This window comes from Arachidicoccus ginsenosidivorans (assembly GCF_007971385.1).
Lineage (GTDB): Bacteria > Bacteroidota > Bacteroidia > Chitinophagales > Chitinophagaceae > Arachidicoccus > Arachidicoccus ginsenosidivorans.
Genome location: NZ_CP042434.1, coordinates 190,249 through 205,849, shown reverse-complemented (window position 1 = coordinate 205,849; position 15,601 = coordinate 190,249). Strand labels below are relative to the sequence as shown.

The window sequence follows — 15,601 nt, the reverse complement described above, 5'->3', positions numbered from 1 at the left end:
TTATTATAATCCTACTTTCCCGGGAACCCAGTATGGCTCCGCATGGATCTGTCGGCGCTCGATGCCCAATCTGAGCAATTCTTTTTTGATCTTTTGAATATATAAACCATTGCCTGCCAGAATAAACTGCGCATGTGCCCATCTGCTTATGCTTTGGCTATCAAATATGGTAAATCCCGGGACATAAATGTTGGGTTCGTTGTCTGAACGCTGTACCAGTTCGTAACTGGTCAATCCCAGACAGGCGGGCATTTCTTGGTGGTGCTGCCCTAAATGAAGCAGGGTTGAGAAATGCTTGCCCAGGGCTTGGAAATGTTCCTGTAGAATACAGGCCAACCCTAAAGTGCTTTCATCACCGAATAAATAATAATTTGAAGCAGATTCTGTTACTTTCCTCCCCCTGGCCATACTGACAGGAATCTGTTGTCCAAGCTTAAGATCAGCGAAGAAACGGGCTCCAGGTCCATTGCCATGAATATGAGCCAGGATCTGGAATATATTTTCCTCTGCATCAATGTAGGAAGGCGTATAGTTTCTAAAGGCGTTTTGACTGACTCTGAAGGCAATGGCATAACCAGGTTTAAGGTTTAATTTCTCCAGGTTGCCTTTAAAGACGACAGAACGTATTTGCTCATTGATCCAGTCTGCGCCGACGACTTCAAAAACGGGCATCTTGGATCCCAGGGCAGTCTCCATTAGATCTGCCATCCATTTAGGTACGTTAGGCATAAAAAGCGCATTTTAAATTTTGACGGCAGTCCTAAAGCCAATTGCCGGTACCAAAAGTAATTGTACATCCGGCCGCAATTTTGCTTTTATTACTACTGCAATCAATATTGTTGATTTTAGATGATGCAAAGTAATAAGGGAACGGGCAAATAAAATAGGCCTATAACTTGGAATCTTAGTATTATTCTCGGATTTGTTTTCTGAATTCCAGTGGTGTGAGCTGGCAGTGTTTTTTAAATAGCTTACCAAAATGCACCGGATCATCATAACCCACCAAAAAACATATTTCTTTAATACTGAGATCTGTTTTATATAGATATCGCTTGGCCTGCAAAATACTGATCTGCTGAATGTGTGCTGTCACTGATTTGCCTGTCAGGGCTTTAATTGTATCACCAAGATGTGTTGTGGAAATATTCAACTGATCGCTATAAAAGCCGGGTCTTTTATGTTTGACATAATGCTCCTGCAAAAGTGATTTAAAGCCCAGCTCGATAAGACTGGCTCTGTCTGTGGCTTTGGTGGTACATGGACAACTATCCTTTAATTTGCCTGCGGTCCATTGCAAAAGACTGCTAAATAATCCCTGGACCGCAGCGGTTTGTTCGGTGCCACTGGCCTGTTCATACATATTGGTCAATAAGGATAGTAGTTGCATTAGCTCCTGATATAGGCTACTGGTGTCGTCAATGGGTAAAGGCGCACGAAAGATGCACTCCAGCGTTTTGGTCAGTTCTGCGTTCATCAAAATCGGGTCAAAAGCAATACTCCAGCCTGAAACATTCAGGCAATGTTCAATCTGATGAACCTGACCTGGAAAGACCATGACCAGCACAGGTGCTTTTAAAGCGTATTTTTCAAAGTCCAGTAAAAAACTACTGGAGCCCGTTGTTGCAAAATTAAATATTGCATGGGTGTCCCTGTGCGGCTCAAAGATATCATCCTCCCGGTTGAGATCCTCATTGTCGTACTGATGTAGTAAAATACCCGCCTTCGCCATGGGCGGCAAATGATGCTCTTTTAATATCTGCTTTTTTTTAGGCACTAATAGTTATTTTTCTGACGACCGGTTTGCCAAACGCATAGGGGATAATACCCTTTTAATAAGACCCTGCAAAAATAACTAAAATCTATTTGCAGGCAAACACGAACAGGATGAACGGCAAACAGATTTACTTGTTCCCAGGCTATAGATATTATCTATAAGTTGTAAAATAATCCTGATCAGTGGATGTGACGTGATGTTACAGAGATTTTCTGACATAGACCGTGGGGGAGTGTCATTTGCCCGTTTATTTTGTCCATTTACCGATAAGCGGAGAAATTTGCACCATTAATAATCTTCCTTTATTAATTTTACCATCTCAAAGGAAAGGAAAAATAATAGCGTGACACTTAATGTACGTGAGATTGTGGCTTAGATGTACAGAAATCCAAAAAAATTGTCGGGATTTATTATCGGGAATTAAAAAGCGTAGAGGGTAGAATGTAGCGCTGTTGTTATTAAAAATAATTTTTAAGAGCAGATTTGTCCAATTCCATTTAGTTGATTCGTTTTCATTTAATATAGTATAAAATAATCCAGTCATGCAGGCAATATTAGGAGCCGGCGGTGCCATTGGTACTGAGCTGGCAAAAGCACTTAGGATTTATACCAGGGAAATTCGCCTGGTTAGCCGCCATCCACAAAAAGTGGGGGCAGAAGATTTATTATTCCCCGCCGATCTTACGAAACGAGAAGAGGTGTCAGAGGCCGTAAAGGGAGCGGAAGTTGTTTATCTTACGGCAGGCCTTCCTTATGATTATAAAATCTGGCAAAGAGACTGGCCTGTAATTATGGAAAATGTCATAGAGGCCTGTATTAAGCAGGGTAGTCGTTTGGTGTTTTTTGATAACATTTATATGTATGACGGGGATAATCTTAATCAGATTATGGAAACACACCGAATTGCACCCAGTAGTAAGAAAGGTAAAGTGCGGGCTGAACTGATTCATATGATTTGGGATAATGTAAAACAAAAAGGACTAATAGCCCTTATTGCCAGATGTGCTGATTTTTATGGACCAGGTGTGAAAAATAGTATCCTTGGTGAGATGGTGATCAAGCCGCTGAAGCAAGGCAAACCTGCCAATTGGCTGGTTAATGAACACTACCGCCATAGTTTTACTTATACCGTGGACGCTGCCAGTGCTACTGCACTACTAGGCAATTGCCCGGAAGCCTTTGGCCATACCTGGCATCTGCCTACTGCCAAAAATCCGCCCTCAGGCAGGCAGTGGATTGAAATGGTCGCCAGTGAACTGGGGGTAAAACCCAAAAAACGTATTGTTGGTAAAACAATGACGAGTCTGTTAGGTATTTTTATGCCGATTATGCGGGAATCCAGAGAAATGCTCTATCAGTATGATAAGGATTATGTATTTAACAGTGATAAATTTGAAAAACGCTTTGCCTTTCAGCCAACTTCCTATGAAGATGGTATTAAAGAGATTATTCGCTTTGAGCCTGTAGCCCCAGTAATGGAGCGCAAGCGAATGAGTGCATAAAAATGCGCGCAATTCAACACGCACTATAGTCTTTGTTTACTTTTGATGGCCTTTGCCAAAATGTATGCGTTACATTTTAGGCAAAGGTCTTTGTTTATTGATCAGGTCATAATTAATCATAGCTCCTGCTGTAATGCCTGAAGCCATTGCTTGGGCAAGTGACCTAAAACGGTTACAATTATCGCCAGCCGCATATAAACCTTTGGTGGCTGTCCTACCAGCCTCATCTACTTCAATATGGCCAGAAGGCGTTAAATTATACCCTAAAGCAGCTTGCTGTTCCAAAGCCTGTCTGATTGGTGGCATAACATATAAAGCCTTCAAAGGGATACTACCAAGCTTTCCCGAAACGTCCCTTATGGTGACTGCTTCAAGATTGCCTGCCTGATGTTGAAGTCCCGTGACCTTTTCGGTGATTAGGCGGATTTTGTGCTGGTGGATAAAATCCAGCGCAGCAGGATTAAAAGAAAAGCCTTCCACCGTAAATATCGTAAGATTGCTGGTCCATTGCATCAGCATGTTGATCATATGCAGCGCTTCATTACTTGCGGCCAGGATGCCTGTTTGGCCTCCTTTGAATTCAAAACCATGGCAATATGGGCAATGAATAGCAGATTTGCCCCAACAGTCCAGAAGGCCTGGTATATTGGGTAGCGAATCTTTAAGTCCGGTTGCCAGCAGCAGATTTTCCGCCATGAATTCAGCGCCCTTTTTTGTTGTAACCGTAAACAGTGCCTTGTCTTTTTTAAAGGATATTGCATTATCCTCTATCAGTTCAATGGTACTATAAAGTTTTAATTGCGCACGGGCAGTTGCATGCAACTGCGCCGGAGCGATGCCGTCACTGCCAAGCAGATTGTGTGCATGAGGGGCAAAACGGTTACAGGGTTTGCCAGCGTCAATAAGGACCACCTTTCTTAGTGCTCTTCCTAGTGTCATGGCGGCTGACATACCACTATAACTGCCACCGATAATAATCACTTCGGACAGGGTTTGGGGTTTGCGCATATTCATTTTATTTTTTTGATACTTGGCAAAGTTAGGGAATAAAATTTAAATGCAACTGCGTTGCATAAAATAAATATTTTTATGAAAGGAGTGTGTTGGGAAGGGTAACTTAAGTTCATACAATAAAAGGAGAAAAATCGTGGTCGAGAAGGCATTCAAGGCAAACGGTTGCGTGGTCTGTATTCAATATATTTCTGTATTTTCCCACTGAATTATTTTTTACAATAAAATTTCAACCTGAATTAGATGCGTTTGTATAAACATATCCTCTGTTCCTTAGTTGGCTGTCTGGTATTCATGACTTTAGCGGTGCAGGTCGTGTCTGGACAACAGACAATCTTGAAAAACACGTATAGAGATACAACCGCATTGCTGGCAGCGGTGGGGCCGGTAAAAATCCCTGCTGCCCAGACGCTTTATGATGCAGGCAATAATGGAATAGCTCTTGAGTTGCCAGTCAGCCCTGAAGGCTATCATCTGGTACTGAAAGGTACAGATCATTCCCCCATTATTTCTGATAAGGGCATAGTTTATGCGCCTATTGCGGATACGAAGGTGTCCATATATTATCAGTTGGTGGGTGATAAAGACACTGATTTTCAGTTGGATCTATCCAAATCTGTTTTGGTGCCTGCTGTGCCCAATACAGCGGTGAATGCAGCACTTGAAATAAATACCCAGGCTCCTTTTGTCATACCAGCTTTAAAAGCATGGCGGGGCGGCCAGGGGAAATTTACCTTAACCAATCATTCCAAAATTGTATTGCCGCCGACTGAAAAAGAAATTCTGGGCAGCTTATCCGGCCAGATTCAAAAGGAAATTATGGATGTAACAGGACTGCAACTGGATATAAAAGTCGGAAAACCTGGAAAATCAGATATCTACCTGAGCATTACAAGCCAGCAACCTCGTTTAGGGGATGAAGGCTATCAAATGGAAATAGGCGATGTTTTACGCATAACGGCGCCAAAGTTTAAGGGCCTATTTTGGGGTACCAGAACTTTATTACAATTACTGGATCAGCATCTGGAAATTGTTCAGGGAATGGCCGTGGATTATCCTACCTACCGGGTCAGAGGCCTGGTGCTGGATTGCGGCAGGAAATTTTTCTCCATGGAGTTCCTGCGCAATTATGTAAAACTATTGTCTTATTACAAAATGAATGATTTTCAAATTCATTTAAATGACAATGGATTCAAAAAGTATTTTGGAGACAATTGGGATAGCACTTATGCCGCATTCAGGTTGGAAAATGATCGATATCCAGGACTCACCGCAAAAGATGGTCATTATACGAAACAAGAATTTCGTGAGCTGCAGGTCCTTGGTCGGCAGTATGGCGTCCTTATCGTACCAGAGATTGATGTGCCGGCTCATGCCTTATCGCTGACCCATGCAGTTCCGGCCATAGGTTCAAAAAAATACGGCATGGATCACTTGGATCTCCATAATCCATTGACGGATACTGTAGTGCATAATATATTCAAAGAGTATTTAGATGGACCGAACCCCGTTTTTACCGGACCAGTAGTAGATATTGGAACCGATGAATATGCCAAAGCGGATGCAGAGGCGTTCCGCGCCTTTACTGATCGCGTCATTAGCTGGATACAGGACTATGGTAAACAGGTCCGGCTATGGGGCGCACTTACCTGGGCAAAGGGAGAAACGCCGGTTCGGGTTAAAGGCGTTACCATGAATACATGGTATAACGGATATGCCGAGCCCAGAGCGATGAAAAAATTGGGTTATCCCCAGATCAGTACGCCTGACGGTTGGCTGTATATTGTACCTGCTGCAGGATATTATTATGATTACCTCAATCTGCATCACTTATATGATCACTGGATCCCGGCACAAGTAGGAAACGTCCGATTCGAACCCGGCGATACTGCCATTATTGGAGGCGCCTTTGCTGTGTGGAATGATATAGTTGGCAACGGCATAACTGCTGAAGACGTCACGGACAGAGTTTTTCCCGCACTCCAGGTCTTGAGCCAGAAAATGTGGGGAGGTGAGGATAAGCCATTGGATTTTAAGACTTTTGATCAAAAGCGAAAAACGCTGGGAGAAGGCCCTGGTTTAAACCTTAGAGGCAAAGTAGGAACTTACGTCGATGGTAAAGGGGGAGATTTGCCTGTTCAGAGAAATTGGTTATCAAAGCTGAATACTAAAGATTTTAAAAGTGTCGAAAAACAAAAGATCTCACAATTGCAAACCACTGCCGCTGTTTTAAAACAATCTGGTCTAAAACATGTTTGGCAATTTAATAACGTATCTGACAGGGTAACTTTGCCTACGGAGGAAATCGGTTATGATTATACCCTCTCTTTTTATTTATACCGGCAAGCAGGTAACACCAGCGCAAATCCAGATGAAACCTTATTTAGCAGTAAACATGCAAGTGTCGTTTTAAACCAAAGGGGCACCGGTCATCTTGGTTTTTCAAGAGAAGGGTATGCGCTGAGTTTTAATTATCAGGTGCCGAAAGAAAAATGGGTACATATTGTTATAACCGGAACCAATAAAGGAACTGCTTTGTTTGTCAATGGTGCACCTCAGGATAGTTTATACAATCACTTTTTGCAATTTAATGATAAGGATAAGTCCAAGGTTCGCAAAGTAGAAACCTTAATGTTTCCCTTAAGACATATTAGGGGTTTTACAGGGAAAATAACCGGGCTTGCGATTTACAATAAAGCCTGCAGTAAGGAACAAATTGCTGCCATGAATTAGCCTGGCTTTCAAAGCAGCCTTAATTTTATTATCTTTGTGATAATGAAGCAAGTAGAGATTCAGGGGAGTCATATTTTTGATATCGCTTCCTTTTACGAGGAAATTAACCGGGTTTTTATGCAGCAAGAGGACTGGAAATTGGGTCAGACCCTTGACGGGTTTAATGATTTGCTTTACGGTGGATTTGGGTTATTAAACCCGTCAGAGGAGATCTCCCTTATTTGGAAAGATATTCAGTCAAGTAAAGCTGCCCTAGGTTTAGAAACGACTCGTAAATATTATTTAGGCAAGCTTGCTCCCAAAAGTCCTTTCAATAAAAATCATTTTAAAGCGGCCTTGCAACAGTTGGAGGCTGGACAAGGGAAAACCTATTTTGATCTTATCATTGAAATTATTGAGGCGCATCCGAATATTCACCTGACCACTGCCTGAAAACTGATGAATGTCGTCCAAAATTAAAAAATCTGTTTCGCCTTAAATAAAATATCTACACGAAACCTAGCTTTGGGTTATGAGATGATCTTGCTGCTGCCGAGGCCTGATCGAAAGCAGCCCTTCGTAGCAGTTTTTTGCCATATGGATGCATCCCAAAGGGGATTGTGCCAGTAGTTATCTAAATTGAGATAGAGAACACACCTTTTATTAGCCAATAATTATCTGCTGCTTTTCTATATAAAGAGCTTTGTTTCAGATAGAAAGTCCATTGCCTTACAATAAGAAAATGAGAAGGGGCTTACTGTGCCATAGAAATTTACAATAATCAGCAGGGATTAAAAAGATAGTTTCATTTCAGTTCTTTTAGTTTGTGATATTATATAAAAGAAAGCGAATAGTTATTGAAGTGAAAATAAAAAATATAAAAAATAATTAATCAAAATAGAGGTTAAGCAATGGTTAGGTGACCTATAATCACGGTTAATCGTGTTGATTGTACATATATAGTATTTTAAATTATTGTAAATGAGGTATTTGTAGTGATTAATTGTTCTTTTTGTAAATGAACTAATTTTTTACCAGTAATAAAAAGGAACTAATGAAATACGATAAGTCTTCATATTGATTTCACTTTGCTGTTTTAGGGACAAAATAGTCGATATGAAAAGGTGACTACGTAACAATTAGTTAATCTTAAGAAAACATGGAGGATAAAATCGAAAGACACCTTTGCCCGACTTAAAACAGTTAGTGATGCCGTATTTAAGTGCACAAAGTAATGTCCTCAAATCCGAATTGAAAAAATATTAAACATTAACATTAAACATTAAACTAGAGCAGTATGAAAAAAAGATCGGGGAAAATTGGGTTTGCACACATTATGGCATGGGTCATAGGGTGTTGCTGTCTGTTGATATTGGCACCTGACCGCTTATTTGCCCAGACGAGTCCGGGAATAAACGGTCAGGTGCACAGTGATGTGGGGAGCGTGGTAGGGGTGCAACAATTGTTTTATACAATCAAGATAGTTCTTTTCACCGCCAAATGGTGGCTGATGAGACTGGCCGTTTTGCCTTTTACAATATTCCCCAGGATCATTATAATATCAGAGCCAGATTTGTCGGGTTTAAGGCTGCGGTTGTTTCTGATATTCCTTTCTCGGCCGACAGTACCTTACATGTAGAAATCGTGCTGAGTGCAGAGAATAATAGCCTGGATGAGGTCGTAGTGGTCGGTTATGGAAAACAGAAAAAAGCCAATTTGACAGGTGCGGTTGCCCAGGTTAGCGGTAAAGTACTGGAAGACCGGTCGTTGCCTAATATCAGTCAGGGATTACAGGGAATGGTTCCCAACCTGAATCTGGTACCTCAGGATGGCAAGCCCACCCAATCACCCAGCTTTAATATCCGGGGTAATACTTCCATTGGTCAAGGGGGAAGTGCACTGGTGCTTATTGATGGAGTCCAAGGGGATCCAAGTCTGTTAAATCCCAATGACGTCGCTTCGGTAACTGTGCTTAAAGACGCCGCCTCTTCTGCTATTTATGGCGCCAGGGCAGCCTACGGCGTAGTATTGATTACAACCAAAACGCCTAAAAAAGACAGAGTAAGTATCAATTATAGTGCGGATTATTCTTCCAAACAACCAACGGTTGTGCCAGATATCGTAGATAACGGGTATACTTATGCAACCATGTTTGATTCAGCCTGGAGTGCGTGGAATGATTACGCTCAGACTGCCCAGAATATTAATAAGACACAGCCCTTTTCTAAAGCCTATTTAGAAGAATACAAAAAAAGAAATGCCGATCCTTCCTTGCCTAAGGTGGAAACGGATCAAAATGGGAATTATGTCTATTATGGCAATACGAATTGGTACGATCTATTGTACAAGGATTATCTGGGTGCGACCAGTCAGAACCTATCAATTTCTGGGAGTAGCGAAAAGACCAGTTTTTACCTGACCGGACGCTATTATGGTCAGGGAGGGTTATTTAGATATAATTCTGATGATTATCATCTCTATAATCTGACAGGAAAGGGTACCGTTCAGGTGTTGCCTTGGTTACAGATTACGGATAATTTTCAGTTTTCCAGCAGATATTACCACAATCCCTTAAATGTAGGGGAAGGAGGCAGTATCTGGCGTAACCTGGCAGATGAAGGGCATCCTTCTTCCATGCTCTTTAATCCAGATGGCACCCTGACTTTTTCGGCGGCCTATACGGTCGGTGATTTTGTCTATGGTAAAAACGGGATCGATATGACCAAAACAGTGATACGCAACACATCGGGATTTGTGGCTGCTTTTTTAAATAATCAATTGCATATTCACGGGGATTTGACCTTTGAAAATACCAGAGAAGATCAAAAACAGATCCGGGTAAGAGTCCCCTATAGTACGACCGAAGGTGTGATTGCCTATGTGGGTACAGCTTATAATGATCTAAATCAGGATCAATATAAAACTGATTATCTGGCCACTAATATCTACGGGGATTATGAGACGCATTTAGGGGATCATTACCTGAAAGCCATGGTTGGATATAACTATGAACAGTCGGTTTATAATGCCTTTTCTGCCGGCAGAAACGGACTGATCTATGCAGATGCCACGGATTTAAATCTGGCGCTTGGTCAGAGTATAAATACGGGTGGAGGATATGAAAATGGGCTATTCTGGGTGGCTTTTACCGGTTGAATTATTCTTATAAGGACCGGTATTTACTTGAATTAGATGGTCGTTATGATGGTTCAAGTAAATTTCCTAGTGATCAACAATTTGCCTTTTTCCCTTCCGCTTCAGCTGGTTGGCGGCTGTCCAAAGAAGCTTTTTGGCATATATCTCCTAAAGCGATTTCTGATTTGAAAATCCGGGCCTCCTATGGTTCGTTAGGGAATGGTAATATTGCGTCCTATAATTATCAGGAAAGGTTTAATATTAGTCAATCCGGCAGGGTAATAGACGGGGTATTAGGCCAATATACCAGTGCTCCAGGAGTGATTCCCGCAGGACTTACCTGGGAGACTGCTACAACGGCAGATCTTGGATTGGACGGCACTTTGCTCAGTAATCGATTAAATATTACCGGTGATATTTATACCCGTAAAACCACCAACATGTTTACGGTAGGGCAGACATTGCCAGCTGTATTTGGCGCTACAGTTCCCAAAGGAAACTATGCCGATATGACGACAAAAGGTTGGGAAGCTTCCATTACCTGGGCGGATGCCTTTAAGCTGCATGACCGGCCATTTGGTTATAGTATTGGGGTATGGATGTCAGATTATATAGCTAAGATCGACAAATACAACAATGAAACCAGAAAACTATCCGATTATTATGCCGGTGAGACGGTAGGAGAGATCTGGGGTTACGTCAATGACGGTTACTGGACCGCAGACAATGTAGGAGATGCTAAGGCCGCTCAGGCTTTGTTCAAGGCGTCCAATTCAGGAACCTGGTTGCCAGGCGATATTAAATTTAAAGATCTGAATGGGGATGGAGTAATTAACAATGGAGATAACACAGTAGATAACCCTGGCGATATGAAAGTTATTGGTAACAGCACTCCTCGTTATAACTTTGGCATTACCTTATCAGCAGACTATGCAGGGTTTTATGCCAGCTTGTTTTTCCAAGGAGTTCTAAAACAAGACTGGTGGCCAGGCAGTGAGGCCGATCTTTTCTGGGGGCAATACAACAGACCCTATAATTATGCCTTCAAATCGCAGCTGGACGACATTTGGTCTGCGTCCAATCCCAATGCTTATTTTCCAAGATATCGCGGTTATGTCGCTCAGAACGGTTCTGGGGAACTACATGCTACCCAGTCTAAGTACTTGCAAAATGTCCGGTATATACGACTGAAAAATGCACAAATAGGCTATAACCTACCTAAAGATTGGATGAAACGCATGCATATCCAAAGCGCAAAAATATATTTATCAGGAGAAAATCTTTGGACCGCTTCGCCACTCTATAAATATACCAAGGCAATGGACGTAGAGGGTATTCATGGCTCAGATAGAGTGCTCACTAGTGGCACCAGCGGTAATGGCAATAATTACCCAATTCTGCAAAGCCTGACAATAGGCATGAGTGTTAATTTTTAAAGCTCCCTAAAAAAATGAAGATGATGAAAAGTAAAAATAAAATATATCTATGCTTGCTGGGATTGATTCTTGTTGGTTTCAGCTGCACTAAGCAGTTAGATCAGACCGCCGTGAGTACTGCCACGAAAGATGCAGTCTTCAGCAGTGAAGACGGTTTAAAACTATACACACTTTCTTTTATAATATGCTGCCTGGCATCAGTGATATTTATAAAACGGATGCTTCTCTATCTGATTTCGGAGCTACTAGTAGTGTTCCTGATTATATCCGGGAAGGGGCTTATTCATCCAGGCAAGGTAGTGGCTGGAGTTGGGGGATTTACGCAATGTGAACTATTTTATTCAGAACTGCAATAATCCGGCAGTACCAGCGGAAATACGCAATAATTATATTGGCCTGGCAAAGTTTTTTCGAGCTTACTTTTACTTTGATAAACTGGTGCGATTTGGGGATGTGCCCTGGTATAATAAGCCCCTGGATGTAGGTGATACAACTTTGTTGTATAAAGGCAGGGACAGTCGCACCGTGATTATGGACTCCATTATTGCTGATCTTGATTTTGCCGCCAGTCATATTACAGACATTTCAGATGCCTCCAGAAGTCAGGTGACCAAAACAGTTGTCTGGGGCTTTAAATCCAGGGTTTGTCTGTTTGCCGGTACATTCAGGAAGTATCAGACGACCTACAAACTTGGCAGCAGTGCGGATAAGTACCTGAAAATGGCTGCCGGCGCAGCTGACTCGGTGATCAAAAGTGGTATATATAGTTTAAATACAGCAGGGGATCAACCCTACCGTAACCTCTTTATCAGCGAATCGCCAGTCTCCTCTGAGATTATGTTAGCAGATGTAAGTAGTGTCTCCTTAGCCAAATACAATGATGCTAACTGGTATTTTACCAGTGCCACCTATGGCAGTCGCTTTAGTTTTACCAGGACTTTTATAAATACCTATTTGATGCGGGATGGAAAACCTTTTACGGATCTGCCAGGACATGATACAATGGTTTTTGCTTCTGAGGTGAAAAATAGAGACCTGCGATTGCAACAAACCATCCGGATGGGAGACTATCAAAGAATCTCCGGTGGAAATAAAGTAGCAGCACCTCCTGCCTTTTCTTATACTTATACTGGCTATATGCCAATTAAATGGACCTTGGATGATATGTATTATGACGGTGGTAGCCTAAATACCAATTCTGTTACTCTGATGCGCTATGCAGAGATTTTACTGAACTATGCAGAAGCCAAGGCGGAGCTAGGTACTTTGACGGATCAGGATTGGCAGCTAACCGTAGGTGCATTAAGAGCCAGGGCCGGAATCACAGGTGGACTCGACGCCAAACCCACCGCTATAGATGCTTATATGCAAAAGACCTATTTCCCAGATGTCAGCGATCCTGCAATTCTGGAGATTCGAAGGGAACGAGGAATTGAACTTTGCCTGGAAGGATTTAGAATGGATGATCTGATTCGATGGAAGCATGGAGAATTATTAGAACTTCCCTGGAACGGTTTTTATGTACCGGCTTTAAATAAGCCGCTGGATCTCAATGGAGACGGTGTATTGGATGTATCTTTTTATACTACAGCACCTTCCAGTAAGCTCAGTGGTGTAACTTACATAGATGTCTCCAAACAACCTCAGACGCTTTCTAATGGCACTAAGGGTGAATTGCACTGGCTGGATAATGTCCCAAGGGTTTGGCATGATTACCAATACCTTTATCCCATCCCTTATGCAGATTTGCAGGTCAATCCAGATCTGAAGCAAAATCCTGGGTGGGAGGAGTAAAGAGAGGTAAAAGCGACAGATTCAAAAAAATCGGCTGTCTGTATTATGTTTTAAAACAGATCAGATACATAGTGTTTGAGCAAGTGAAGATTTGATTTAGGTCGACTTATCGCTATATTAAACCTTGTATAAAGTTTAATATAGCGATAAGTTTTCCAATCAAGTGCATGGTTCCAGGGGCACGTTAATTTTGATTCGTCCCCCTGAAATTGACCATAAGTATCCCTAAGTTAACGCTCTACGAAATCCATCTGGAAATCTAAACAGAAACCTAAGGCGCTGGAAATTTTCGCTTCTATTGCAATCTTTATTTAACTTTAAAGGCAATGAATATAATCTTCATTACAAAAAAGCATCGGGCAGGAATAGATGCGATTTAATTTTTTTAAACTGTTCTCAAATTGGGAGAAGGTGGATAAATATAAAAAAAATAATATCTAAATAAATAAAAATGAGTAAAGTTATACTGCAAAACAAAAGTAAATCCGTCAAACATTGTAACAGGGGTATCATTCTGATGGCAGGAGCCGTTATGGCCTGTTTATTATTGGGGCTGGCTACACCTACGCTCCATGCGCAGACAATGCGTATTGCCAGTTATAATATTCGCAATGAAAATACCTACGATACAGGCAATCTCTGGAAAGACAGGGTAAGTCATGTGGCGGCCTTAATTAAATTTCATGAATTTGACATTTTTGGCGTACAAGAAGCCCTTGAGCATCAGTTAGAAACATTGCAAGCTGTGCTGCCAGGTTATGCCTATTATGGAATTGGCAGAGATGACGGGAAACTTGCAGGAGAGCATGAATCTATTTTCTACAGAAAAGACAAATTTAATGTGCTGGACAAAGGCGATTTTTGGTTATCAGCAACACCGGATGTTCCATCCAAGAGCTGGGATGCACCTTGTTGCAACCGGATCTGTAGTTGGGTTAAGCTAAAAGTGAAAGCCTCAGGCAAAACTTTTTATGTATTCAATGCCCATTATGATTATGAAAAAGACTATGCCCGCAATCAGAGCAGCATTCTGATGCTGAAAAAAATTAAACAAATTGCCGGTGCCAGCCCCGTTATTATGGTAGGAGATATCAATGGTGACAATAATAGCAGTTGGTATAAGACGCTGGAAGCCTCCGATAAATTGGAGGATAGTTACGTGTTGGCAAAAGATCCATATACGCCCAGAGGATCTTTTAATGAATTTGGTAAATATGAGGATGGACAATTTATTGATCACATTTTCTGCTCAAAAGAATTTACGGTAAGTAAATGGGGCGTTTTAAGTGACACATACGGCAAACTTAAATTCCCAGCAGATCATTGCCCTATACTGGCCGTGCTAACTTTGAAATAAACAAAAGAAGGTAGTATAGAGGGATTGGTAAGGTTACTCGGACTTTAAAATAACCCACCATGTTCTAAGTGGCTGATTTTTAAAAATTACAAATAAAAGGATCAATGCAAGGACTCAAAAGCCAGCATGGGTCCTTTTTTCTGTGTTGGATAATGAGTATGTTGTAAGGCTATTTGTTCAGGTTTAATAAAAGCCTTTCCAAATAGGGCTAATATTTTATGTTTTGGGCAATCAATAAATCAAGATGCTAAAGTCCAATATATTTATAGAGTAGATAGGGTGGGAGTTCCAAACAGCTTTACTATGCGGTAATCGGAATAGCAATTTGCTGTTTGCGTCTTGTTCGTACGCAATGGCTTTTAAAAATTTTCTTCGCTGAAACCCTTATAAACATTGATAGTTCAAAAATAATTTCAGAAAAGATATCAAATAAGTTTGGTAGAGTAAAAATTCCGCTTACCTTTGCAATCCCGAAACGGAAAAAGCAAACTGAATCGGTCAGCTCTTACGGTAAGATTAGTCTCTAAGCAAATGGTTAACAATAAGTTGTAAGACGTGAGCTGAAAAGAAAAATAAAAAAATCTACTTAAATAAATTTGGTTAGTAAAATAGAGTTTACTACCTTTGCACTCCGCCAGACGGTAAAGATCGTCACTAAAAAAAGCGGTGCCAATCTGCTGAGCAGCAGGGCTGTTAACGGAGAGGTTAATAGGAAAAAGGGAGCAGGGGGATTAAGTAACCGATACGATAAACCGCAGGGTTTATAGTATAGCAAAATAGGGGTAAAGTGGAAACGCTTTATTACTATAAAGATCTTTGAAAGGAAATTAAAAATAACAGTAAGGAAGACACTACGAAGCGTTGAAAAAGACAACAAATT

11 protein-coding genes are annotated in these 15,601 nt (G+C 41.3%); 8 read left to right on the top strand and 3 right to left on the bottom strand.

Going from position 1 to position 15,601, the window contains the following annotated elements; translation table 11 throughout:
* Positions 1 to 3 precede the first annotated feature (3 nt).
* Entirely contained in the window at positions 4 to 729 is a 726-nt protein-coding gene (locus FSB73_RS00730; protein ID WP_146779714.1) for an SIP domain-containing protein, read from the bottom strand.
* A 181-nt stretch (positions 730 to 910) separates the two neighbouring features.
* Positions 911 to 1,774 carry a helix-turn-helix domain-containing protein gene (locus tag FSB73_RS00725; RefSeq protein WP_146779713.1) on the bottom strand — a complete coding sequence of 288 codons (864 nt, stop codon included), beginning with the start codon at positions 1,772 to 1,774 and terminating at the stop codon, positions 911 to 913.
* A gap of 542 nt (positions 1,775 to 2,316) precedes the next feature.
* On the opposite strand from FSB73_RS00725, the gene FSB73_RS00720 reads away from it, so the two are divergent.
* Complete coding sequence (locus FSB73_RS00720; RefSeq protein WP_146779712.1) at positions 2,317 to 3,276, top strand: NAD-dependent epimerase/dehydratase family protein; 960 nt, start codon at positions 2,317 to 2,319, stop codon at positions 3,274 to 3,276.
* Positions 3,277 to 3,345: 69 nt separating this feature from the next.
* Here the strand turns inward: FSB73_RS00720 and FSB73_RS00715 are convergent, their stop codons facing one another.
* Positions 3,346 to 4,284, bottom strand: coding sequence for an NAD(P)/FAD-dependent oxidoreductase (locus FSB73_RS00715; protein ID WP_158639361.1), 939 nt, complete (start codon positions 4,282 to 4,284; stop codon positions 3,346 to 3,348).
* Between the two features lie 246 nt (positions 4,285 to 4,530).
* On the opposite strand from FSB73_RS00715, the gene FSB73_RS00710 reads away from it, so the two are divergent.
* From FSB73_RS00710 to FSB73_RS00685, 7 genes are all read left to right on the top strand, one after another.
* Positions 4,531 to 7,020: a family 20 glycosylhydrolase gene (locus FSB73_RS00710; RefSeq protein WP_146779710.1), complete on the top strand. Its 2,490-nt coding sequence runs from the start codon at positions 4,531 to 4,533 to the stop codon at positions 7,018 to 7,020.
* A 42-nt stretch (positions 7,021 to 7,062) separates the two neighbouring features.
* Positions 7,063 to 7,452 carry a barstar family protein gene (locus FSB73_RS00705; protein ID WP_225974333.1) on the top strand — a complete coding sequence of 130 codons (390 nt, stop codon included), beginning with the start codon at positions 7,063 to 7,065 and terminating at the stop codon, positions 7,450 to 7,452.
* Positions 7,453 to 8,499: 1,047 nt separating this feature from the next.
* A complete protein-coding gene (locus FSB73_RS23605) occupies positions 8,500 to 10,155 on the top strand; it encodes a TonB-dependent receptor plug domain-containing protein (protein ID WP_146779709.1) in 1,656 nt (551 codons plus the stop codon).
* Positions 10,152 to 11,570: a SusC/RagA family TonB-linked outer membrane protein gene (locus FSB73_RS23600; RefSeq protein WP_158639360.1), complete on the top strand. Its 1,419-nt coding sequence runs from the start codon at positions 10,152 to 10,154 to the stop codon at positions 11,568 to 11,570. The genes FSB73_RS23605 and FSB73_RS23600 overlap by 4 nt, the downstream gene beginning before the upstream one ends.
* A gap of 184 nt (positions 11,571 to 11,754) precedes the next feature.
* Positions 11,755 to 11,901 (top strand): hypothetical protein, encoded by a 147-nt coding sequence (locus tag FSB73_RS23595; RefSeq protein WP_225974332.1) that lies wholly within the window; start codon positions 11,755 to 11,757, stop codon positions 11,899 to 11,901.
* Positions 11,898 to 13,364, top strand: a complete 1,467-nt coding sequence (locus FSB73_RS00690; RefSeq protein ID WP_225974728.1) for a RagB/SusD family nutrient uptake outer membrane protein — start codon at positions 11,898 to 11,900, stop codon at positions 13,362 to 13,364. The genes FSB73_RS23595 and FSB73_RS00690 overlap by 4 nt, the downstream gene beginning before the upstream one ends.
* 451 nt (positions 13,365 to 13,815) lie before the next feature.
* A complete protein-coding gene (locus tag FSB73_RS00685; RefSeq protein ID WP_225974331.1) occupies positions 13,816 to 14,721 on the top strand; it encodes an endonuclease/exonuclease/phosphatase family protein in 906 nt (301 codons plus the stop codon).
* Positions 14,722 to 15,601 lie beyond the last annotated feature (880 nt).